The sequence below is a fragment of the Chryseobacterium endophyticum genome (assembly GCF_056333165.1).
Map to the genome: position 1 here is coordinate 772,310 of NZ_JBWGXE010000002.1, position 22,905 is coordinate 795,214.

At 41.1% G+C, this 22,905-nt stretch carries 17 protein-coding genes; 8 read left to right on the forward strand and 9 right to left on the reverse strand.

Annotation, left to right across the window (positions count from 1 at the left end):
- The 5 genes from nudK to AC0N32_RS07990 all read left to right on the forward strand — a co-directional run bounded on the left by nudK (position 1) and on the right by AC0N32_RS07990 (position 2,775).
- Positions 1 to 582 carry a GDP-mannose pyrophosphatase NudK gene (gene nudK / locus AC0N32_RS07970; RefSeq protein ID WP_476393323.1) on the forward strand — a complete coding sequence of 194 codons (582 nt, stop codon included), beginning with the start codon at positions 1 to 3 and terminating at the stop codon, positions 580 to 582.
- A gap of 26 nt (positions 583 to 608) precedes the next feature.
- Complete coding sequence (locus AC0N32_RS07975) at positions 609 to 1,187, forward strand: hypothetical protein (RefSeq protein WP_476393324.1); 579 nt, start codon at positions 609 to 611, stop codon at positions 1,185 to 1,187.
- A gap of 113 nt (positions 1,188 to 1,300) precedes the next feature.
- Positions 1,301 to 1,750: a hypothetical protein gene (locus AC0N32_RS07980; protein ID WP_476393325.1), complete on the forward strand. Its 450-nt coding sequence runs from the start codon at positions 1,301 to 1,303 to the stop codon at positions 1,748 to 1,750.
- Complete coding sequence (locus AC0N32_RS07985) at positions 1,747 to 2,205, forward strand: hypothetical protein (protein WP_476393326.1); 459 nt, start codon at positions 1,747 to 1,749, stop codon at positions 2,203 to 2,205. Before AC0N32_RS07980 ends, AC0N32_RS07985 begins: the two co-directional genes overlap by 4 nt.
- Positions 2,206 to 2,328: 123 nt before the next feature.
- The gene (locus tag AC0N32_RS07990; RefSeq protein ID WP_476393327.1) at positions 2,329 to 2,775 is read left to right on the forward strand and encodes a KTSC domain-containing protein; all 447 of its coding nucleotides are present in this window, start codon (positions 2,329 to 2,331) and stop codon (positions 2,773 to 2,775) included.
- Positions 2,776 to 3,233: 458 nt separating this feature from the next.
- Here the strand turns inward: AC0N32_RS07990 and AC0N32_RS07995 are convergent, their stop codons facing one another.
- From AC0N32_RS07995 to AC0N32_RS08010, 4 genes are all read right to left on the reverse strand, one after another.
- Positions 3,234 to 6,419 carry an efflux RND transporter permease subunit gene (locus tag AC0N32_RS07995; protein WP_476393328.1) on the reverse strand — a complete coding sequence of 1,062 codons (3,186 nt, stop codon included), beginning with the start codon at positions 6,417 to 6,419 and terminating at the stop codon, positions 3,234 to 3,236.
- A gap of 7 nt (positions 6,420 to 6,426) precedes the next feature.
- Positions 6,427 to 7,488: an efflux RND transporter periplasmic adaptor subunit gene (locus AC0N32_RS08000; RefSeq protein ID WP_476393329.1), complete on the reverse strand. Its 1,062-nt coding sequence runs from the start codon at positions 7,486 to 7,488 to the stop codon at positions 6,427 to 6,429.
- A gap of 9 nt (positions 7,489 to 7,497) precedes the next feature.
- A complete protein-coding gene (locus AC0N32_RS08005; RefSeq protein ID WP_476393330.1) occupies positions 7,498 to 8,850 on the reverse strand; it encodes a TolC family protein in 1,353 nt (450 codons plus the stop codon).
- A gap of 95 nt (positions 8,851 to 8,945) precedes the next feature.
- Positions 8,946 to 9,539, reverse strand: coding sequence for a TetR/AcrR family transcriptional regulator (locus AC0N32_RS08010; protein WP_476393331.1), 594 nt, complete (start codon positions 9,537 to 9,539; stop codon positions 8,946 to 8,948).
- 182 nt (positions 9,540 to 9,721) lie between these two features.
- Between AC0N32_RS08010 and AC0N32_RS08015 the strand changes: the two genes are divergently transcribed.
- On the forward strand, positions 9,722 to 13,633 hold the full coding sequence (locus AC0N32_RS08015) for a DUF7948 domain-containing protein (RefSeq protein WP_476393332.1): 3,912 nt from the start codon (positions 9,722 to 9,724) through the stop codon (positions 13,631 to 13,633).
- Between the two features lie 35 nt (positions 13,634 to 13,668).
- On the opposite strand, the gene AC0N32_RS08020 is transcribed toward AC0N32_RS08015, so the two are convergent.
- The 5 genes from AC0N32_RS08020 to recQ form a co-directional block, all read right to left on the reverse strand.
- Positions 13,669 to 14,493, reverse strand: a complete 825-nt coding sequence (locus tag AC0N32_RS08020) for a CvfB family protein (protein WP_476393333.1) — start codon at positions 14,491 to 14,493, stop codon at positions 13,669 to 13,671.
- A 150-nt stretch (positions 14,494 to 14,643) separates the two neighbouring features.
- A complete protein-coding gene (gene lpdA / locus AC0N32_RS08025; protein ID WP_476393334.1) occupies positions 14,644 to 16,047 on the reverse strand; it encodes a dihydrolipoyl dehydrogenase in 1,404 nt (467 codons plus the stop codon).
- Between the two features lie 224 nt (positions 16,048 to 16,271).
- Positions 16,272 to 16,619: a hypothetical protein gene (locus AC0N32_RS08030; RefSeq protein ID WP_476393335.1), complete on the reverse strand. Its 348-nt coding sequence runs from the start codon at positions 16,617 to 16,619 to the stop codon at positions 16,272 to 16,274.
- 61 nt (positions 16,620 to 16,680) lie between these two features.
- Entirely contained in the window at positions 16,681 to 17,760 is a 1,080-nt protein-coding gene (locus tag AC0N32_RS08035; RefSeq protein ID WP_476393336.1) for a glycosyltransferase, read from the reverse strand.
- Between the two features lie 155 nt (positions 17,761 to 17,915).
- Positions 17,916 to 20,120 (reverse strand): DNA helicase RecQ, encoded by a 2,205-nt coding sequence (gene recQ / locus AC0N32_RS08040; protein ID WP_476393337.1) that lies wholly within the window; start codon positions 20,118 to 20,120, stop codon positions 17,916 to 17,918.
- Between the two features lie 156 nt (positions 20,121 to 20,276).
- Here recQ and AC0N32_RS08045 point away from each other — a divergent pair, with 156 nt between their 5' ends.
- Together AC0N32_RS08045 and tatC are read left to right on the forward strand one after the other, a co-directional pair.
- On the forward strand, positions 20,277 to 21,236 hold the full coding sequence (locus AC0N32_RS08045) for a KpsF/GutQ family sugar-phosphate isomerase (protein ID WP_476393338.1): 960 nt from the start codon (positions 20,277 to 20,279) through the stop codon (positions 21,234 to 21,236).
- Between the two features lie 168 nt (positions 21,237 to 21,404).
- Complete coding sequence (gene tatC, locus AC0N32_RS08050; protein WP_476393339.1) at positions 21,405 to 22,232, forward strand: twin-arginine translocase subunit TatC; 828 nt, start codon at positions 21,405 to 21,407, stop codon at positions 22,230 to 22,232.
- The last annotated feature ends 673 nt before the right edge of the window (positions 22,233 to 22,905 follow it).

Here is a 22,905-nt window from a genome sequence, read left to right on the forward strand (position 1 = left end):
ATGCAAAATACAAACATTCAGATAGATAAAACGGAAATATTATCCGACAACTGGTACACTTTAAAGAAAGTGACCTTTACGATTCAGAAAAAAGACGGAAGTTTCGAGCAGCAGAGCCGTGAAGCCTACGACCGCGGAAACGGGGCCGTTATCCTGTTGTATAATACAGAATCGGGGATGGTAATCCTCACAAGACAGTTCAGGCTGCCAACTTTTATCAATGGAAATCCTTCCGGGATGATGATAGAAGCATGTGCCGGACTTTTGGATAATGACCATCCCGAAGAATGCATCAAACGGGAAACCGAAGAAGAAACAGGATACAAGATCACCCATGTCGAAAAGATCTTCGAAGCTTATATGTCGCCTGGTTCCGTCACCGAAATCCTTCATTTTTTCATTGCTGAATATTCAAAAGAAATGAAGATCACGGACGGCGGAGGCCTTGAGGACGAAGGTGAAGACATCGAGGTGTTGGAGCTTGGCATTGATGAAGCTTTAAAAATGATCGAATCCGGAGACATTAAAGACGCAAAAACGATCATGCTGCTTCAGTACATAAAACTGAAAAATATTCTTTAAATTCATACAAAATTAAATCAGATATCATGAAATTATTATATACCGCCGGCCTTTCACTCATTCTATCCGTGCCGGTTTTTGCCCAGAAGACAGAAAAGCCAGGTCCGAGAGACAAGGCTGTGATTGAACATTTCAGGAATGATTATAAAAAGAAAAACTACAGGAAATTCGCCGGAAATATTGTGGTGAAAGACAACCAGGTCCTGTTTGATAACAAAGTTGTGTTTTACGACAAGGCCGATAAAATCACCAAAGCCGTCCTTCAGGAAGGACTGATCTATCCGCAGCTGTTAACCGATTTCCAGGTCGATAAATTTGAAAATGAAGACAGTGACAGAACCCAGAAGCGTTTTGCCAAACTTCAGAAAAACTGGAAGGATGCTTTTGATGTGAACAACATCAGGCTGTATAATGCTTCCGAACTTAATTTCTTAAGCGCTGATGAAAAAGTGAAAAGATTCAGGATATTCTGTAAAGACCCGAAGTTTCCTAATACTATGGTCTATTACGTTGAACTTACCGATAAAAATGCGGTTAAAGACACTCCGCTGCAGGATTTTATCAAGAATGCCAAGGTTACCCATATTTACCAAAGGACGGAGTAATCCTCATTTTGATGATTCATTCTACGATATCGGATTATTTAAACGCCATCTGTGAATTCCGGCAGGTTTACCCGGTTGTAAAAGGTCAGCCACTGCGGACCAATGATCCAGGCATGATGACAATCAGAGATGCTTTGAACGGACTGAAACAAATCCTTGAAAACAAGTATAAAGTATTCGAAGGGCTTGAATTATATGTAAATATTTCCCGTGGTATCACCAATCTGCCTCATGTTTTGTACGCCTGCATCCTTACGCCAGGCCAGCTGGTTCCGAACGGAATTTATACGGCCCTATGCTGTGATGTATTGGGAAGAGGCTTCCTGATCGGCTGTGTAGAATCTAAAATCACGGCAAAAGGCCTGGCGACCGTGCAGCGAAAAAAGAAACCCGGGCTCTTGCCAATTGACGTTGACGGAACCAGTGAAAGGACGAAATACAACGATGTGTTCGTTAATCCGAAGGAGTTTTACTATCCGGTGAAAGATGAAGATGCCGTGGATGAGCATATCAGAAAGTCGATTGAGGTGGCGTGCATACTTTCAAGAAAACACATAATATGAGAATTTTAGCCCTTTTACTTTTTGTTTCAACATCATTATCAGCACAGTTTAATAATGTGCAAAACCAAATAAAATTTGGAAGTTATGGTTATTTGAATCGTATTGATGTATACTCTAAAGAATATCCCACAAAGCTTATTGAAGGTTCGGGTTCTATCTTAAACAAAGACCATAAAAATATCGGATCGATTGGTTTTTCGACTGAAATAAATACGGATAAAAATGATCAGGTGATCCGTATTCGAAAATCCGAATCCTATCATTATGAAAAGTTTCGGCGTAAACCTCAGAAAAGTGTTATTAATGAAATCACGATCTACTTTAATGATTCTCAAAAGCCTGACTTAGCAAAATATATTTCTGAAACTTATATTTCTAATGCTTTGGTTACCCGTAAGAGTATATTGTTTGATGTACTCGAAAACAAAGATGGTAACACGGATTTAAGCCTGTAAAAACAGTATTGGATGAAACGGTAAAGTATGTTAACTAAAATTGTTTTTGCATTAATAATGAACAACTTACTATTTCTCAATTTAAAACCCTAATTTTGCCTCCCGAAAAAAGGATCCCACCATATGAAAAAATTAGGCGAATACAGAAAGCTTCTGGAAGTAGATAAAAACGTAACTCTGAAGGAACTGAAAACCATTTACAGAAATGTAATGAAAGATACCCATCCTGATAAATTCATCAATGATGAAGAGGGAAAGCAGGAGGCAGAAGAAAAAAGCAAATCGATAATTGAAGCCTACCATTTCCTGGTGAGCATCAACCCTGAAACTCAGGAAAAATATAAAGAAGAATATACGGAAACCACGACCACCTCAAATATTCAGGATTTTTACCTGGAAAAATCCATCCTTACCGTTCAGCATCTTAATGGAAATATTTATGAATACCTGGGGGTTCCGAGGAATACCTATATCAAAATGGTGAATGCCGATTCGCCGAGCCGTTTTGCCAGAAGACATATCTACGGCAGCTTTGTGTACAGAAAAGCGGGTGAAGTGATGGCAGATTAATCTGTTTTAAATAAAATAAAGATAAAAAGGTGACTTCGAGAATTTGAAGCCACCTTTCGTCTTTTTAGCGGGCCTTCGGTAGCCTCACGCGCCGCCGGTTTTCGAGACCTGCTTTCGTCGGTCGACGAAGACCTCTTGTGACGCCCGACGCAAGACCCTTGTGTCGGGCGACGAAAGCGTCTCTCGGAAAACTGGAACTTATTGCTTACATGATTATCGATATTTAATTTTCATTCTTTCAGTAAAAGCGCTGCATAAACGCATTATCACAACAAATTTAAAGGAATCAACTAATATCATTGAAAAAGCCTCACAGGTCTTGAAAACCTGTGAAGTTTGGTGTAGCATTGAATGCATCTTACTGTTTAAATAAAAAGGTTTACTGATGACAGATCAATAAAAAACCGACCTGTAATACAACAGGACGGTTTTTAGGTTAATTAAAGGTTGATTATTTATTAATCTAAATGTTTCGGGGTAAATCCGTCATCACTCAGTTCTCTATGATCATATTCAGCTTTCATTTCAGCTTCATAGTCTACTTTTTCGTGCTTGCCCATTCTTCTTAAGATAGAGTCGAACAAAGAGTATACAACCGGTACGATAATCAAGGTAAGGAATAGAGATGATGTCAAACCACCAATGACTACCCATGCCAGACCTTTGTTCATTTCCGCTCCTGCTCCAGTTGCCAATGCGATCGGCAACATCCCGAAGATCATCGCGATCGTGGTCATGAGGATCGGACGGAGACGGGCATGGTTCGCCTGTACCAAAGCATCATGGGTATTCGCACCTGCTGCTTTTCTCGCGTTGGTAAAGTCGACGATCAAAATCGCGTTTTTCGCTACCAGACCAATCAGCATGATCATCCCCAGCATGGTGAAAATGTTCAGTGAGTTGGCGGTAAGGGCAAGAATCACCATTACCCCGATCATTGCCAATGGGATGGAGAATAATACAACGAAAGGATATACAAAACTGTCATACAGCGAAACCATTACCAGGTATACCAATACAATAGCTGCTAACAAAGCAATTCCCAGGGTACCGAAACCTTCCTGCTGGTTTTCCATATCTCCGCTCCAGATGTAGTCTACGCCCACAGGCTTGGTTGGCTTATCCATGAACTGTGCGGCCCATTCGTTGGCTACGTCACCCACAGGTCTACCTACGGCTTTTGCTCTTACTTTTACGGAAGGCGATTTATCCCTACGTTCCAGCAAGCTCGGTCCTGAACCCATTTTTACATCGGCAAACTGGCTCAGACGGATCTGCTGCCCCTGCGGATTGGTAAACATCAGGTTCTTCACATCATCGATCGACTGCCTGTTGGCATCACCGAAACGGATGTTGATGTCATACTCATACTCCCCTGCTCTGAACTTCCCGTCGGTATTCCCGTTAAAAGCCGTCTGCATCGTCTGTCCTACGCTGGAAAGGTTTAAGCCTAAAGAAGCCATTTTATCACGGTCGATGTTCACCTGAACTTCAGGGTTGCCGGTGTCGGTGGACAGTTCCGCATCTACAGCTCCCGGAACTTTTTTAAGCAATGCCAAAATTCGGGTAGCCTCTTTTACTGCGGTTGCATTATCTGGCGCTGTTACCACCATTTCAATCGGTGCATTTTCAGCACCCATAATTCCGATAGGAGCGGTTTTAAATTCAACTCCTGTAAATTTCTCTTCTAATGCTCTTTTTACTTTCGCCGCTTTGATGTTGGTGCTTTCAGAACGTTCGGATTTGTCGGTAAGGTTTACCTGAACTTCCGACTGATAGGTTGTTGCCTGGGCACCACCGAAACCGGTAGACTGCTGACCAACCGTGGTAATAAGATCCACAACGTCTTTGTCGTTTCTTAAAAACTTCTCAACATCTAACGTCAGCTGGTTTGTTTTTTCCACCGTTGCATCTTTGGAAAGCTCCATCTGAACCAGGAACTGTCCGCGGTCAATCGGCGGGAAGAATTCCCCTCCGATAAATCCGAATGCCACCAGCATGAAAGAAGAAATCAGGACAAGGAAAGTGATGACCACGGTCATTACTCTTCGCAAAGTAGTTTTTAAACACCATTCCAGAATTCCGGTGATCCAGTGGGTGAATTTATCGATCATGCTTTCAAACCACAGGATGAATTTCTGGAACCAGTTTTTCCCTGTTAAATGTTCGAGTTTACCAAATCTTGACGACAGCCAGGGGATAATGGTAAAGGAAGCCAGCAATGAAAGCATCGTTGCAATAACCACGGTGACACAGAACTGTGCCAGAATGTTGGCTACCAGACCTGAACTCATGGCAATTGGAAGGAACACCACCACGATTACCAAAGTAATGGCCGCTACGGTAAACCCGATCTCCGAAGCCCCGTCGTATGCGGCACGGATCTTACTTTTACCCATCTCCATGTGACGGTAAATGTTTTCCAGCACTACGATTGCGTCATCCACCAGGATCCCTACTACGAGCGAGAGTCCCAGTAAGCTCATCAGGTTCAGAGTATACCCCATCAGGTTCATCCCGATAAAGGTTGCCACCAATGAAGCCGGGATCGAAACCATTACAATGAATGCATTTCTGATGCTGTGAAGGAATAATAACATCACAATCGCCACCAAGATGATCGCTAAGAATAAGTCGAAGATTACGTGGTTGGCAGATTCGAGGGTAAAATCGGTGGTATCGTTTACCACTTTCACTTTTACGCCCTGTACTTTATAGGCTTCTTCCACCGTAGCGATGGTTTTCTGAACACTTTCCGATACCGCCACGGCATTGGCATCAGATTGTTTCTTCACCTGCATTAAGATCGTCGGAAACTGATTGAACCGCGCTACTTTTTCTACATCTTTCTGAGAATCGAAAACCGTTGCGATATCAGATAAACGGACCTGAGCTCCATTCTTATTGGAAACCACCAGGTTGTTCATCTCCTCGATTGACTTATATTTCCCTGATAACCTGATCGTAGATTTTGAGGTTCTTGTTTTCAGACTCCCAGTAGGGAAATCAAGGTTTGAGGAAAGGATTGCCTGCTGTACGTCTGCTATCGAAAGGCCGTATCCCTGCAATTTTTTCTCATCCAGATTCACCTGGATTTCCCTTTCCTGTCCGCCCACAAGATCTACCTGGGCTACTCCGTTTACACGGGAGAAGATTGGCTCGATCTTTTTATCTAAAAGGTCATACAGATCTTTACTGTTCAATTTATCTGAAGAAATACTCATGGTGATGATCGGTAAATCATCGAGGGAGAATTTATTCAGGGACGGTGCGTCCACGTCATCGGGAAGGTCTGCCAGAATAGCGTTTACCTTTCGCTGTGCATCATTCAGTGCATAGTCGACATCGGCTCCGTCATTCAACTGTACCATGATCACGGATAAGCTTTCATAGGAAGACGATTCTACTTTTTTCACGTTTTCGAGGGACCCTACGGCATCTTCAATCTTCCGGGTCACGGAAGTTTCCACCTCTGCGGGTGAAGCTCCCGGGTATACCGTAGAAATGGTCACCATATTGGTTTCAAACTTCGGAATCAACTCATACCCCATCATGGAGTAGCTTAAGATACCACCCAATGTAAGAATCGTAAAGAGTACGATGACAAGGGACGGCCTTTTAATGGATATTTCTGCTAACTTCATCGTCCTTCTACTTTATAATATTCACTTTAGATCCGTTGTCTAAGTTGATCTGCCCGCTGGTTACTACCTGCTCGCCTCCGTTCAGCCCGCTCAGTACCTGAACTTTGTCGCCATATACTTTTCCTACGGTTACTTTGATCATTTTAGCCACTCCATTCTGAACGATGAACAACTGTCCTGAGCTTACTCCATTTACGAAAGCTTCTGCAGGAACGGTCAGCATGTTCTGGGTTTCCGCACCGTTATTGGTTTTAAAGGTAGCTGTGGCATACATCCCCGCTTTCAGGTTTCCTCTGTTCTGAACTTCAATTTCAACAGGGAAATTCAGGGAAGCATCACTTTTCGGAGCAATGAAGGTAATTCTTCCGGAGAAAGATTCTTCCGGCAATACGTTTACTTTAATCGGAACTTCCTGTCCGATCTGGATTTTCCCGATCTGGCTTTCATCCACCAAAACGGAAAGCTTTAATGAATTGATGTTTACGATTTCAAATAAAGCGGTTCCTGGCGCTACGACCATTCCCGGCTCCACCATTTTCTTGTTGATGGTTCCGCTGATTCCGGCACGTACGCTGGTATCGTTTATTTTTACGCCCTGGGCACGAACGGCCGCCTGGGCATTTTTCAGCTGAAGTCTTGAGTTGTCAAGCTGCTGCTTGGTTACCCCGCCTGTTTTGAAGGCATTTTCATACCGTTGGTTATCGATAATAGCATTCTGCAAATTGTTCTGCGCCTGGGTAACATCTACTTCGATGGCATCTTTTTTAATGGTCGCCAATACCTGTCCGGCCCCTACTCTCGATCCTTCTTTTACCAAAACACTTACAATTCTTCCGGAGATTTCGGAAGACTGGTTAGATTCCTGCTTCGGAATGAATGTTCCGTTGGCCGAGTAGTCTGTGTCTATGTTTTGTCTGGAAACGGTTACGACGTTTACATTAATTTTATCTACCTGCTTGGCTACTTCTTTTACTTCCTTCGTTTGCTTTTCTTTATTGCCAGCAATTTTATAGGCTGCCAAACCGACCAGTACAGCCGCCACGATAATATATATTAGAGTTTTTTTCATTGTAGTTTATTATGGGTTTTGTAATGTGTTTAATTCTCCTTTTGCTTTGATTAGTTTAATTTCGGCCTGCTTGTAATCCAATAGGGCGTTTGCGTAATTCTGCTTGGCCTGCGTGAGTGCGTTTTCTGCATCCAGAACTTCCGTAAGCGTTGCAAGACCATACTGGTAGTTGGATTGTGTATTTTGCTGAACCCTTTCCGCCAGTCCTACATTGTCCTTGTTGCTTTCGATATTGATCAGAGCGTTTTCCATATTGGTGATGGCATTTTTATAATCCAGGCTTAAATTCAACTGGGTATTCTGAATATCCTGGTCAATATCCTGAATATCGATTTCCGCCTGATTGATTTTCGCTTTGGTTGCCCCTCCCGTAAAGATCGGAATGTTGATATTTAATCCGATCGCAGAGAAATCGCTCCAGAGTACGCCGTTGTTGAGACCGTTCGTTAAAGGAAACTTGGCTCCGGTTGCTCCCCAGCCATAGTTGGCGACAAGGTTCACCGTTGGGTATTTATAAGCTTCCGTTGCTTTTTTATTATACACCAGAAGCTCCCTGTTTTTGTTCAGCACCTTCACTTCGGTACGATCGTCGAGATTGACATTGCTGGCGATAAGCTCCGGTTTTGGTTCGATGCTTTTTTCTTCCAGTTCGATATCCGTGCTGATCGGAACACCCATGTAGAATTTCAGGGCGTTCTTTGACAATTCCACAGAGTTTCTAAGCGTCTGTCTGTTGGATCCGATATTCGTGAGCTGAACATTGGTTCGGTCCAGGTCGATGGATTTTGCCAACCCGTTATCTACCAGACTTTTGATGACATTTCTTACCTTTTCGGTATTGTCATAGCTGGCTTCTACGGTTTTGAGGTTTTCCTCCTGAACAAACACCTGATAATAGGCTGTCGCTACATTTTCGATGATCTGCTCATTGGTAAGCTGGGCATTCAAAATATAGAATTCCCTGGTAGATTTTGCTGCTTTAAGGCCGGTAAATACCCTTTGGTCAAAAATAGCCTGCTGCAGCTGTACGGACGCGGTGGAACTCCATGGCTGTCCCAGCTGTGCCCGGATTCTCTGCCCTCCAAATTCAAGAAGCGATTCCTGAATTATGGGATTGTAGGTAAGCCCTGCCGTAGCATTGATCTGCGGCAACGCTCCTGCTCTGGCTTCATCAATTTTATATTCGGCTTTTGTGATCTGCAAGGCAGCCTTTTTTGCTTCCGCTTTGTTTTGGAGAGCCTGTTTGATGGCCTCCTGGAGGGAAACCTGCTGTTGCGCAGAGATTGATGAAAAGCCGAAAATCATAAATGCAGCCGCTATTCCTATCTTTAGCTTTTGTGCAGTTATACGTTTTCTTTTCATAATTTTATACTTCGTTTATTTTTTAATGTAATTGCTTGTTCAGAGTTTTTATTTCTAAAAGACGAATTGTTTTTATAAATACTTTAACATTTCAGTTAATTTTTAAACAACATCTCCAGGATGATCTCTTTTCTTTCGGAAATAATTTTGTCGAATTCCACTTCGTCGATCATCAGGTTTTCCATCAGAAGAGGCCTTACCGCACTGGGGAAAACCAGCAGAGAAATCATATTGAGTACAAACTGGATGGGCTTCATTTTAGCGATATTGCCCTTCTCCATCTCCGTTTCAATATCCTTATAAAGCTTATTCAGTTCGTCTTCTTCAATATCTTTCTGCTGGCAGTTTCCTTTATTGATCTGTGATACGATATAAGTTTCCAAGTACGGATACTGAAGACTTGTAGAAAGACTTCCTTCGATGAACTGACCAATCTTTTCCTTGAATGGCAGATCTGAATTCATAATAATTTCAGATTTTTCGTGTTCTACCTTCTGAGCTTCATCAAAAATGATCTGGATCAGATTATCCCGTGACCGAAAATAATAGTTGATCAGCGTTCTGTTGACTCCGGCTTCATCAGCGATTTCCTGTGTAGTGGCATCAAACTTCCCTTTCACAAAGAATAAATTCTTCGCGGTTTCTTTAATTAATTCCTGTGTTTGGTCTTTTTTTGCTTGATTTGACATTTTTGTTAAACAAATTTGTGCAAATATAAATCAATCAAATGTTTTGACAAAATTGTTAAACAAAATTATTAATAGAAAAAATTATGACATGCATCATGTTTTAACATAATGGTTTTGTATTAATCATTTTTAATCTTTTAAAATAAGGGGTTTCATTATATTTGCCGGAAAATTAGTAACCGATGCAAAAAATTTTATTTCTGCTGTCTATTTTCTGTTGTATTTCTATTTTTTCACAACAAAAAAGATCCGAAAATACTGAGTTTTCCTTTTATGAAAACAAAGGCCAGATTGTAGATAAGGACGGAAAAGAAAACCCTGATGTAAAATATCTATTCCTTTCTAATGGTTTAAACGTTCAGCTGAAGAAAAATGGGTTTTCGTATGATGTTTATGAAACTAAAAAAAGTATAAATCCCAATTCTTCAAAGTTTAAAAAAGACAAATCAATACAAGGTAAAACCTATTTTGAGGACGAATTTCTGTATGAAAATTTATATCACAGAGTTGATATTGAATTATTGAATTCAAATAAAAATGTTTTGATTACTGCCGAAGGGAAATCCTCAGATTATGACAATTATTACAACCTTTCTGACAGACCGGAAGGAATAACGAATGTTCATCGTTTTCAAAAAGTTTTATATAAAAACATTTATCCAAATATTGATTTGGTTTTCTTTAAGCCAAGAGACACTTTAAAGCCTGTCGAATATAATTTCATCATTAATCCGGGAGGAAAAATTTCTGATATCAAGATGAAATTTAATGGTGCTTCTACATCAATTAAAGATAATAAACTTTTAATGAAGGTCCGTTTTGGAGAAATGTATGAAAACATTCCAAACAGCTGGATTACAGGAAATAAAAAAGAAAATATTAATATCGCTTTTAAAGATCTCGGTGATCAGACTTTCGGGTTTAATGCTCCTATCAATAGCTCGGATAAAACCATTGTCATTGATCCTGTACCTACGAGGGTTTGGGGAAGTCACGTCGGAGGAACAGGAGACGAGTACGGAAGAGTCAGAAATGATATTCAGAACACAGGTTATCTGATAGGATCTACAACTAGTTATAATAATTTTGCGACCTCAGGGACCTATCAACAAAATATTGCAGGCGGTATTGATGCTTTCCTCATAAAGATTACTAAAAACGGCCAAAAACTCTGGGGTACATATTATGGTTTCGGGATGACGGACTATTTTATGGATGCCGATTTTGACGAGGATTTTAATATTTATGCAGGAGGAATCGTCCAGAGAGGACCATATAACGACAATATTGTCATGGTAAAGTTTAACACTAACGGAAATCTTGTTTTTCAAAAAGAATTTACTTCAAGCAGTAATGATAAGCTATACTCTGTGTCATATAATCAAAATTACGTATATATCGCCGGTGATAGCTTTAGCACAGATTTTCCAACTGTAAATGCTATACAGCCTACAAAATCTACACCACCAGGCTACACAGATGGTATTCTGGCATCTATAAATGCCTCCACAGCAACAACAGAGTGGGCTACTTATTTTGGAAACAGTGACGGATCAACTTCTTTTTTTCATATCATGTCTTCTGTAGACAACCTTGAATTAATCGGGGCTACACAGTCGTCAAATATTCCGATGGTTAACGCTTTTCAACCTGTAAAAGCCGGCGGCTCTGATGGTATCTATATCAGGCTTTCAAAATCCGGTAACACAATTTTAAGGTCAAGTTACTATGGCAATGTCGGAGATGAATTTATTATGAAGGGCAGAATCGTAAATAATGTTCTGATTCTTCCCGGAAAATATTCTACCACTAGTTTCCCTTTAGGACAACCCGGTATATGGAGGATAAACCTAACAAACAATTCAATTTCCAAAAACTATTTTAACTTCGACGGTGGTTATCAGCTCCTTGCCTATCCTGATAGCTTTGGTAATGTTTTCTTTACTGGATTACACTCAAGTGGACAAGCTGATATTTCGACACCTGGCGCATATATGGGATTTCAAGCCTCACTTTTCGCTACCTTCATGATTAAATACAATCAGAATGACGTTAAAGAATGGGGAACTTATTATACAGGAAGCGGAGCAACCCAACAGGGAGAGGTTATAAAAGATAATGAGGGAGCAATTTACTTAACCGGGCTTTCTGGTGGAAATACTTCTGGGATAGCCACACCGGGAACCTTTCAACAATCTCCCGGCGGAGGTAATGATATGTTTATTGCCAAATTCCAGGATTGCACTTCTTCCGCAGTCCTTTCTTCCAACTCCCCGGTCTGCATAAACTCAACGCTTCAATTAAATGCCTCAGGAGGAACTTCGTACAACTGGACCGGGCCAAACGGATTTACATCAACACTCCAGAACCCTACAATTCCGAACGCAACGGCATCCCATTCCGGAGTATACAGCTGCCAGGTATCCGGATCCGGAAGCTGCGATGGAATCTTCACCGTAAACGTGATCGTAGGAGACCAGATCGCACCAGTTGCAGACGTCATCACTCTTCCAGACATAACCGGCGACTGCCACACCATCGTTACAACGATTCCTACCGCTACAGATAATTGTGCAGGAATCATTACGGCAACCACAACCGATCCGCTTTCTTACTCGTTACCTGGAACGTATGTGATCCATTGGACCTATAATGACGGCAACGGGAACAGCTCGACACAAAACCAGAACATCACTGTAACAGCTCCTGCTCTTCCGACCACTGGCAACCTCCAACAAACTTTCTGTGCAAGCAGTCATCCTACGATTGCCAATCTTCAGATTACAGGGCAGAATATCAAATGGTATGACACAACTGGGAATATTTTACCCTCTACAACAAATTTAGTGAACGGACAAACGTATTACGCTTCTCAAGCCATCAACGGTTGTGAAAGTAATAAAATTGCTGTTCAGATCACGGTGAATGAAACCCCTGAGCCAACAGGCAATCCCGCACAGGATTTTTGTGCCTCATCAAATCCTACCCTTGCAAACCTGATTGTTAGTGGAACCGCGATAAAGTTTTATGATGCCTCGGGAAATGTTTTGCCTCCTACCACACCTCTTGTTCATGGGGTAACTTATTTTGTAACTCAAACTTTAAATAATTGTGAATCGGAGAAGCTGTCGATTTCAGTAACCCTTTCTACCAATAATGTCCCGGCAAATGATTTTTCCGATACGATATGCAACAGCAATACAGGGAATTCAATGACGATCGATCTTACGTCTTATCAGGCAAATCTCATCACAAATCCAGGAAACTATATCTTTACCTATACGGATAATCTTGGAAACCCTATCAGCAACCCATCCAGCTATACGGTGAATATTGGTCCAACAGTTATTCATATAAAGGTGGCTACGGCTGACGGATGTTTTACCGTCGTACGATTAAGTCTGATGATAAATCCGAAACCACTGGTTAATCTTCCTGAAAAAATCGATTTCTGTAAAGGTAAAAGTGTGACCCTTGATGCGGGAAGCGGTTATTCTTCGTATTTATGGAGTACCGGCGCTACCTCACAAGCCATTACGGTTTCGGCAGCAGGAAATTATTCTGTAACAGTAACCAACAGTTTCGGATGTCAAAATACAGCGCAAACACTGGTAAACTATATGGTCTTGCCTGAAATTACAGCGATTAACATACAAAACAGTTCGGCAACAATTATCCTTTCATCCACAGGGAGTTTTGAATATTCTCTGGACAATTTCACCTGGCAGGATTCTAATGTTTTTACCAATTTAAGTATCGGTGAATATATTGTTTATGTAAGAACAAAAGGAGGCTGCATCATCGGTCAGAGGCCTTTTTCCATTTTTAATATTCCTAATGCATTTACGCCGAATGGTGACGGATACAATGACCATTGGAAAATAGCCGGTCTGGAAAATTATTCGGGAACGCAGGTAAATGTGTATGACAGAAGAGGATTGCCGGTCTTTAAAGAGGTGATCACCAAAAAGCCCCTTGACTGGGACGGAAAGCTCAACGGAGGCCCGATTCCTACAGGAAATTACTGGTACACTATTAAAGTATCCGACCGCAGAGTATACACCGGATGGTTAATGGTTAAAAACAGAGAGTAAACAAAAATGAGCAGAAAATTCTGCTCATTTTTGTTTTATAATAATTTAATTTTGTCGTCTAAAATATCAATGATTTTATCCTTATAAAGCCCTCCGATGGCTTTTTTGAAATTCTTCTTACTCATCTGCAATTCATCTTTGATTTCTTCCGGAGTAGATTTATCTGAAACATGGAGCAAACCGTAATTTTCTTCCAGCTTGTCAAGGATTTTCTGCTTGAATTCATCGATATTCTCGAAACCTTCAGGCTGCAATGAAACGTCAATTTTCCCATCTTCACGAATGGCTTTGATAAAACCGGTTTCTTCAGACAGCGGATACAACTTTTTAAAAACATCCGAACCGTAAATCAGCCCGATATATTTTTTGTTGATAACCACATTCCAGCCCAGTTCGCTTTCATTCATCATGATGAGGTCAACTTTATCCCCTTTTTTAAAAGGCAGATCCTGATATTGAGGGTTTCTTTTGAATTTTGTGGTTCCAGTGATCAAACCGAGATCTTCATCCACATAAATATGAACGAGATATCTTTTCCCTTCAACTATTTTCGTTTTCTGCTGTTTGTAAGGAATAAACAGGTCTTTGATAATTCCCCAGTCCATAAAGGCACCGCTCGGAAGACTTTGCACACAGCTCATCACCGCAAATTCGTCGACTTCAGCCAGAGGAATTTCTGTAGTCGCTTTCAGTTTGTTGTCATCCTGGTAAACAAAAACCTCAATTTCATCATCATTTTCTTTGTCTTCCTGAACGAAAATCTTTGGTAAAAAAGCTTTTTCACCCGATTCATCCGTTAAGATCCATCCTGAATTATTTTTATCTGAAATTTTTAAAGTCTGGGTTTTTCCGAGTTGCATTGATAATAAAATTAGTCGGTAAAGGTACGGAAAATAATGTTTGAGCGTAAACGGGTTTGAGAATTTAGGCGGTAACATCAAAAAAGGCTGCCTTCAATGATGATGCAGCCTTAATTTACAATATTTAAATGATTAAAATTTAATCATCTATTACATATGAATCGGTCTTTTTGCCGTAGCATCTAATGCCGCTTCTTTGATCGCTTCCGCATACGTCGGGTGTGCGTGAGAGCTTCTGGCGATATCTTCTGCACTGGCACGGAATTCCATAGCAATGACGCCTTCTGCGATAAGGTCGGCTGCTCTTGCGCCCACGATGTGCATTCCCAAAACCTCATCGGTCTTTTCGTCTGCGATGATTTTTACCAAACCGTCGACATCACCACTTGCACGGCTTCTTCCTAAAGCTCTCATAGGAAATGATCCTACTTTATAAGCCACGCCTTCCTCTTTCAGCTGCTCTTCCGTTTTACCAACTCCGGCAACTTCCGGCCATGTATACACTACGCCCGGGATTAAATTATAATTGATATGAGGTTTTTGACCGGCTAAAGTTTCAGCAACAAAAACACCCTCCTCTTCTGCCTTGTGTGCAAGCATTGCTCCTTTGATCACGTCTCCGATCGCGTAAATGTTGGCCATATTGGTCTGAAGATGGTCGTTTACTTTCACTCTTCCTCTTTCGTCAAGCTCAACACCCGCTTTTTCAAGTCCGAGACCGTCGGTATAAGGTCTTCTTCCTACGGAAACTAAACAATAATCTCCTTCAACGGTAACTTCTTCACCTTTTTTATCTTTAGCGGTAACTTTTACAGTATCCCCGTTTCTTTCAACCGCTGAAACTGCCGTCGAAAGCATGAATTTCATTCCCTGTTTTTTAAGAACTTTAGTTAATTCCTTACTTAAAGCGCCGTCCATTCCCGGGATAATTTTATCCATAAATTCAACCACAGTCACCTGCGCGCCCAGTCTCAGATATACTGATCCCAGCTCAAGTCCGATAACGCCACCACCGATCACCACAAGGTGTTTAGGGATTTCTTTAAGATTTAAAGCTTCTGTAGAAGTAATTACTCTTTCTTTATCAATGTTGATAAAAGGCAATGAAGAAGGTTTTGAACCGGTAGCAATAATCGTATATTTAGATTCGATGGTTTCGGTAGAACCGTCATTCTTGGTTACTTTAATCTGAGTTGCAGATTCGAAGCTGCCGACACCTTCAAAAACAGTGATTTTATTTTTGTTCATCAGGTAATTGATCCCATCTGTATTTTGCTTTACCACCTCATTCTTACGCTCGATCATTCTTGCGATATCGGCCTGAGGTTCGTTAATAATGATTCCGTGACCTGCAAAATTGTGCTTGGCGTTCTCAAAATGCTCTGAACTGTCCAGAAGTGCTTTTGAAGGAATACAACCCACGTTAAGACAAGTTCCTCCTAAAGTCGGATATTTTTCAATAATTGCTGTTGTGAAACCTAATTGCGCGGCACGGATTGCAGCAACATAACCACCAGGACCGGAACCGATTACGGTAACATCGAATTGACTCATGTTATTTATGAATTTGTTTATTAATTATCTCTTTAATTCTTACAAATTTAACGATTAATTACGAAGTGGGAAAGTGAGATTTGTCAAATTTCGGGATGGAGGATGGAAGATGGGGTGATCGGAGCTTAATGTATTGTGATGATCTTGATATTTACACGATGCTGCATTTACCTTCTGGCATCCGGCTTCAAGCTTCCCGCCTATTGCCTGCTAATTTCTATAAGTCAGTCCAGGATCAGTTTTCCCTGCCCGAATGTTCCTGTGCTGTCAAAAAAAGAACCTCCGTACACATACCACTCCAGGTTTTCCAGGTATTCTACGGCATTTTCAGGAGTGATATTCGGTCGGTTTTTTTTCGAAACAATTCCTTTATACCATCTTCCCGATTCGGAATAATGCTCATATTCTATCAGGTAATGGATCCAGATTCTCTGGCAAAGCTTACACTGTTGTATGCTTACTTCCGCATATCTTCCGTTGGTATGATCGATCCCCAATTCGGAACTTCTGAATTCCGTATAATGAGAAGTCGGTTTTTCACAGCTGCATCCGATTTTCTGGATCTTTATCATGAATGAAAATGATTTTTTCTGATTAATTCGCCAAAAATAGGGAAATAAGATGGGTTGAGAACTATTTCACCAGATCCAGCAGCACTTTCTCATATTTATCCATAATGATGTTCTTGGAGAATCTTGATTTGATGGAATTTCTGATCGCTTCTTTGTCATGCTCTTCATGAAGAATTCTGAGGATCTGTTGAGAAAAATCCTCATGATCTTCTATATTTGAAATTTCACCGTTGATGTTGTTCTGTATAATTTCATTGATTCCGCCGGGACAGTGGTTAGCCAGAGAATAAGTTCCGCAGGCACCCGCTTCCAGCAAGACATTTGGGAATCCTTCATATCTTGAGGAAAGAATAAACAGGTCGGCATGGGCAAGAAATTCGTACGGATTTTCCTGTCTGCCGTGAAAAATGACATTTTTAAGATCTAAAAAATCTTTCATCTGGTGCAGCATTTCCCGGTCTTTTCCATCGCCTAAAATATGCAGTAAAACATTCTCATTTTTAAGTCTTGAAAAGACCATAAGCAGATTATCAAATCCCTTTCTAGGAGACAAATTCCCAATGGCTACGACATTTTTATAATTGTATTTAAAGCAAGCCGGCTTGTTGGAAGCGGCTATTTTGTCTTCAATAAAATCAAAATCAACAGGATTATTGATCTTGGCAATTTTGTCCGATTTTATCCTGAAATTCTTGATAAGGTCTTTCATCATATCATCGCTCTGCGCAATGATACGGTGGTAATTGTTGTAAAAATTATAAAAAAATCTGATCTCTTTTCTGGTCACGTGCTTAGTCACCACGTTGGTTTCCCTGGCAATAAACTTCGTTTTCGGGAAAAGCTTAATAAATAACGACAAATACGCATTTACTTCACCATATCCCGAAAACACGATATCCGGTTTTCTGCGATAAATTTCTGCTAAAATGGGCTTTAATGAATGCCTGATTCTCTCGGTATTGATGTCAATGATCTCAACATCCTGATTGAGGAAATTCAGGTAGCCGCCCTGTTTACGTAAAAGCAAAATCTTAGGTTCAAACCGATTCCGGGAAAGATGGTTTGCAATGGTAGTAACAATCCTTTCAGCACCACCCGTTTCCAGGTCCGGCAGGATAAATATGATAGAAATCTTTTTCATCTATGTAAATTTAGTAAAAAGTTTTTTTACCCTTAAATTTAAACTGACAATTAATGATTTTTAACGCATGATTAAATTTAAATATTTTCTCCTTTACATAAAAAAAGAAACTCTCCGCGGAAGAATTTCTTTTAAATATTTAGTTTAAAAAATCTTTAGTTGGCCACATCACTGATGAACTTTATCCTCAGCATCCTTACTTCCTCATCAGAAAGCTCATCCCCGAATTCATCCAGGAGTACTTTCATACTGTCGCTTTCCGATTCGTTCATGAATTCCATAAAGCCGTCGACGATGTCTTCATCAAAGTTATCTTCAATATAGTAGTCAATATTGAGTTTGGTTCCCTGGTAAACGATGCGTTCCATTTCTTTCAGCAGTTCATCCATAGAGAGGTTTTTGGCTCTCGCAATATCTTCAAGATCGATTTTTTTGTCCGTACTCTGGATGATGAACACTTTATGGCTGGATTTATTGGCCACCTGTTTCAGCACCATATCCTGGGTACGCTCGATATTGTTTTCTTCTACATATTTATGGATGAAATCGGCAAACTCTTTACCATATTTCTTGGCTTTTCCTTCCCCGACACCGTAAATTTTGTTAATTTCCTCAACCGTCACCGGATATTGAACCGTCATATCCTCAAGACTCGGGTCCATGAAAACCGTGTAAGGCGGAATGCCATGTTTTTTGGCTACTTTTTTACGTAATTCCTTCAGCTGGCTAAAGAGGTTCTGATCTAAACCTCCCGCAGACTGCATTTGAATCTGGTCGCTCTCTGCCTTCGTCTGGGTAAGGTCAAATTCCCTGTCTTCGGCGATGACGAATGAGTGTTCCAGTTTTCCTTCTAATACAAATCTGCCCTTTTCAGCTATTTTTAAAACGCCATAGGTTTCAATATCTTTCTGTAAAAAGTTCTGAACCGTTGCCTGTCTCAAAATGGTTTTCCAGTGATTATCCTTTTCCTCTTTTCCGAATCCGAAATAAGAAGCCTGCTCGAGCTTGTAAGATTTTGTAACGGCCGTTTCTTTACCGGCAATGATTGAAATCAGATCTTTTGCCTTGAACTTTTCTCCTGTATCCCTTATCAGTTCAAGAACTTTTTTGAGATCATCCGTGGCATCCTTTAATTTGGGAGGATTTGAAGAATTGTCGCACATACTGGCACCGTCTCCGTTTACCGGATCAAAATTTTCCCCGAAATAATACAGGATATATTGTCTCCTGCTCATGGAAGTCTCGGCATAACCGACCACTTCGTTCAGGAGCTGCAAACCGATTTCTCTCTCGGACACCGGCTTTTGAGCAAGGAATTTCTCAAGCTTTTCAATATCCTTAGGATCGTAGAAAGCCAGGCAATACCCTTCGCCTCCGTCACGGCCTGCCCTTCCGGTTTCCTGATAGTAGCTTTCGAGCGATTTTGGAAAATCATAATGGATCACAAAACGAACATCCGGCTTGTCGATTCCCATTCCGAAGGCAATCGTGGCAACAATAACGTCCACTTCTTCCATAAGGAATTTATCCTGGTTGGCAACCCTTACCTTCTGATCAAGTCCGGCATGATAAGGCAGCGCATTAATTCCGTTTACCTGAAGAAGCTGCGCAAACTCTTCCACTTTACGCCGGCTGAGGCAATATACGATCCCCGATTTGCCTTTATGCTGATTGATAAATTTTACAATTTCCTTGTCTACATTTACTTTCGGCCGCACTTCATAATAAAGATTCGGCCTGTTGAAGCTCTCTTTAAAAACCAGGGCATTTGTCATTCCCAGAGTTTTCTGGATATCATCCTGCACCTTGGGTGTTGCCGTTGCCGTAAGAGCAATCACCGGAACATCGGCAATTTTATCGATAATGGATTTCAGGTTCCTGTATTCGGGTCTGAAATCATGTCCCCATTCTGAAATACAGTGGGCTTCGTCTATAGCGAAAAAAGATATTTTTACGTCCTTCAGAAAATCAAGATAATCTTCTTTGATCAGCGATTCCGGTGCGACATACAAAAGTTTTGTTTTTCCGCTTTTTATATCGTCGAAAACCTGCTTGGTCTGAGTTTTATTTAATGATGAATTTAAAACATGGGCTACCCCGTTATCAGATGAAAGTCCGTTCACCGCATCCACCTGGTTTTTCATTAATGCTATCAGAGGGGAAACCACAATGGCCGTACCCTCGGAAATAAGTGCCGGAAGCTGGTAGCATAAGGATTTACCACCTCCTGTCGGCATTAAAACAAATATATCCTTTCCGTTCAGAAGATTGTCTATAATTTGTTCCTGCTGCCCTTTAAAAGTAGAAAATCCGAAATATCTTTTCAATTCGCCTGATAAATTGGCTTTTTTTGCGCTCATCTAATTTTATTGCTAAATTTGCATCTCATTCAAAGTTATGAATTTTTCACTTAAAATAAAAGCGAACGAATTTATAAAAAATAAAATTTATATTAAAAGTTCTTTCAAAAATATAACGTTTTTTTTAGAGATTTTATATGCCTCATACCTGTAAAAATGAATAAATCCGATATCATTTCAATAGCTAAAAGTACATTAGAAATAGAAATTTCCGAGCTGGAAAAACTCCACGACAGACTCAGTGACGACTTTGCCAAAGCAGCAGAAATCATCCATTCTGCCCAAGGAAAGCTCATCGTGGTGGGCATCGGAAAATCGGCCCATGTCGGCAATAAAATCGTGGCCACATTAAATTCTACGGGTACTCCTTCACAGTTTCTGCATGCCTCCGAGGCTATACACGGAGATCTGGGTGTTATTCAGAAACAGGATGTCGTCCTGTGTATTTCCAATTCGGGGAACTCGCCGGAAATCGTAAACCTGGTCCCGTACCTGAAGGACTACTCTGCTGCACTCATCGGGATGACCGGCAACAAAAACAGCAGACTTGCAGAGTTTTCAGAGATCATTCTCGATACTCATGTAGATATGGAAGCCTGCCCGAATAAGCTTGCGCCGACAAGCTCCACAACTTTGCAGATGGCCCTGGGAGATGCGCTGGCAATTGCTTTAATGGAAATGAATGATTTTAAAGCGAATGATTTTGCCAAGTTTCATCCGGGTGGAAGCCTCGGGAAAAATTTAATTTCAAAGGTGGATGATTTCCTTTCTTCACAGAAACCTCAGGTTACCGAAAATGACACCGTAAAAGATGTCATTATTTCGATCAGCGGTTCGAGACACGGCATTACGGTGGTTACGAATGACAATGAAATTATCGGCGTCATCACCGATGGAGACCTGCGTAGAATGTTGCTGAAAGGCGATGATATCTCAAAAGTCCTGGCTAAAGATATCATGTCTGCCCATCCCAAAACCATCGAAAGAACAGCTTTGGCAAAAGAGGCCATGAAAATTTTAAAAGACAATAATATCGGGCAGCTTGTGGTCACCGAAAACGGAAAATACTTCGGGATCATCGACCTTCACAAGCTGCTGGACGAGGGCATTGTTTAGTTTGGAAGCTGACAGGCATAAGCCCGGAAGGTTATTTTTAAAGAAAGAATGTTTTAATAAACAGAAACAAAATAATCATATTGTTTTATCCCCTACGCTGCCTCTCAACTAATCTTCTGCTTTAGTGAAACTTTTTTCATAAATTTGGAACCTTAAAAAAATTATCCTGTGAGTGATGTTAAAGACATGTCTTTCCTTGGACATATTGGGGAATTAAGAGGTCATCTCATCCGTTGTATCCTGGCAATCATCATTGCAGCGGTGGTCATTGGCTTCAATATCAACTGGATTATGGATCATATCTTTTTCGGTCCTACCAGAAATGATTTTGCCACCTTTGAAATCGTTAATCACTTTTCAAAAATGATTCTGGGTGAAGACAGCATCCACCTGCCGAAAGATTTTCCGGTGCGTGCCAGCAAGCTGTACCAGCAGTTTAATGTGATGATGGCGGTTTCCCTTTTCGGCGGTATCGTCCTGGCATTTCCTTACATCGTCTGGGAACTTTGGCGTTTCATAAGCCCTGCCCTGCATCCTAAAGAAAGAAAAAACTCCATATTTATCATCAACTCGGTCTGGATGCTTTTTATGACGGGAGTCTTATGCGGATATTTCCTTATTCTTCCTTTTGCCGTTAATTTCGGTGTTATTTTTAAGATTTCAGACATTATCATTCCGCTGTATGACCTGAGTGATTATACCACCCTGTTTTTACAGGTCGTTCTCGGGATGGGAATTATTTTCCTTTTTCCTATTCTTATTTATTTCCTGACTACCATCGGAATCCTCACTCCAAAATTCATGAAGACCTACCGTCGCCATGCGATCGTTCTTATTATGGTGGTGGCTGCGATCATCACCCCGGCAGACGTTCTGAGCATGATGATGGCTGCATTTCCATTGCTTCTGCTGTATGAGTTCAGTATTGTCATGTGTTCTTATACCTATAAAAAGGTACAGAAAGCGGCAGGCAATTTACCCGCTGTGAAGGAATAATGTAATAAGACCACTTTTTATAGCCTTCACTCAGCAAGTGACAGCAACATTGAAGTGATTCGTACCCTTCTGTGAACACAAAGTAAACAGAAGATCCTTTTTGGTGGGATGCATACAAGTTTCACAAAGCCGTTCCACTTATAAAAGCCCTCAGAGGATACTTAAAGTCTTCAGCCGCAATGGTGGCTTCGGCTCCGCTCAGCCACCAATCCGAAATCTTTAAACCACCCCACCAAAAATTCTCTGAATTTTTGTCGCCCCTTCGGAGGATGGGAATTTTTTCGACGGTCTTCTTACGGTGGACTTTGGGGTTACTTTTACGAGGGAAATGGTGGTCTCTGTTGAGTGGTGGCTGAGGTGACTCGAAGCCACCAGTCCTGCAAGGGTATGTACCCCTTCATCATCTCATACCGACTGCTTCCAATTCCACTCCATTGGAGGGGTGGCGGAATTTACGACGGGGTGGTTTATTACATCGCCACACTCGAAGCTACCAATACGAAATCTTTAAACCACCCCACCAAAAATTCTTTGAATTTTTGTCGCCCCTCCAGAGGAGGGGAATTTTTTCGACGGTCTTCTTACGGTGGAATTTTGGGTTACTGTTACAGGGAAATGGTGGTCTCTGTTGAGTGGTGGCTGAGGTAACTCGAAGCCACCAGTCCTGCCAGTG

Excerpts from the sequence above, each read along its gene's own strand:
- AC0N32_RS07990 (WP_476393327.1), top strand. The coding sequence starts at position 2,329 with ATGAAAAAATTAGGCGAATACAGAAAGCTTCTGGAAGTAGATAAAAAC.
- recQ (WP_476393337.1), bottom strand. The coding sequence starts at position 20,120 with ATGAGCGCAAAAAAAGCCAATTTATCAGGCGAATTGAAAAGATATTTC.
- AC0N32_RS08045 (WP_476393338.1), top strand. The coding sequence starts at position 20,277 with ATGAATAAATCCGATATCATTTCAATAGCTAAAAGTACATTAGAAATA.
- AC0N32_RS08015 (WP_476393332.1), top strand. The coding sequence starts at position 9,722 with ATGCAAAAAATTTTATTTCTGCTGTCTATTTTCTGTTGTATTTCTATT.
- AC0N32_RS08030 (WP_476393335.1), bottom strand. The coding sequence starts at position 16,619 with ATGATAAAGATCCAGAAAATCGGATGCAGCTGTGAAAAACCGACTTCT.
- AC0N32_RS07975 (WP_476393324.1), top strand. The coding sequence starts at position 609 with ATGAAATTATTATATACCGCCGGCCTTTCACTCATTCTATCCGTGCCG.
- AC0N32_RS07980 (WP_476393325.1), top strand. The coding sequence starts at position 1,301 with ATGATGACAATCAGAGATGCTTTGAACGGACTGAAACAAATCCTTGAA.
- lpdA (WP_476393334.1), bottom strand. The coding sequence starts at position 16,047 with ATGAGTCAATTCGATGTTACCGTAATCGGTTCCGGTCCTGGTGGTTAT.
- AC0N32_RS08010 (WP_476393331.1), bottom strand. The coding sequence starts at position 9,539 with ATGTCAAATCAAGCAAAAAAAGACCAAACACAGGAATTAATTAAAGAA.
- AC0N32_RS07985 (WP_476393326.1), top strand. The coding sequence starts at position 1,747 with ATGAGAATTTTAGCCCTTTTACTTTTTGTTTCAACATCATTATCAGCA.
- nudK (WP_476393323.1), top strand. The coding sequence starts at position 1 with ATGCAAAATACAAACATTCAGATAGATAAAACGGAAATATTATCCGAC.
- AC0N32_RS07995 (WP_476393328.1), bottom strand. The coding sequence starts at position 6,419 with ATGAAGTTAGCAGAAATATCCATTAAAAGGCCGTCCCTTGTCATCGTA.
- AC0N32_RS08035 (WP_476393336.1), bottom strand. The coding sequence starts at position 17,760 with ATGAAAAAGATTTCTATCATATTTATCCTGCCGGACCTGGAAACGGGT.
- AC0N32_RS08020 (WP_476393333.1), bottom strand. The coding sequence starts at position 14,493 with ATGCAACTCGGAAAAACCCAGACTTTAAAAATTTCAGATAAAAATAAT.
- AC0N32_RS08005 (WP_476393330.1), bottom strand. The coding sequence starts at position 8,850 with ATGAAAAGAAAACGTATAACTGCACAAAAGCTAAAGATAGGAATAGCG.
- AC0N32_RS08000 (WP_476393329.1), bottom strand. The coding sequence starts at position 7,488 with ATGAAAAAAACTCTAATATATATTATCGTGGCGGCTGTACTGGTCGGT.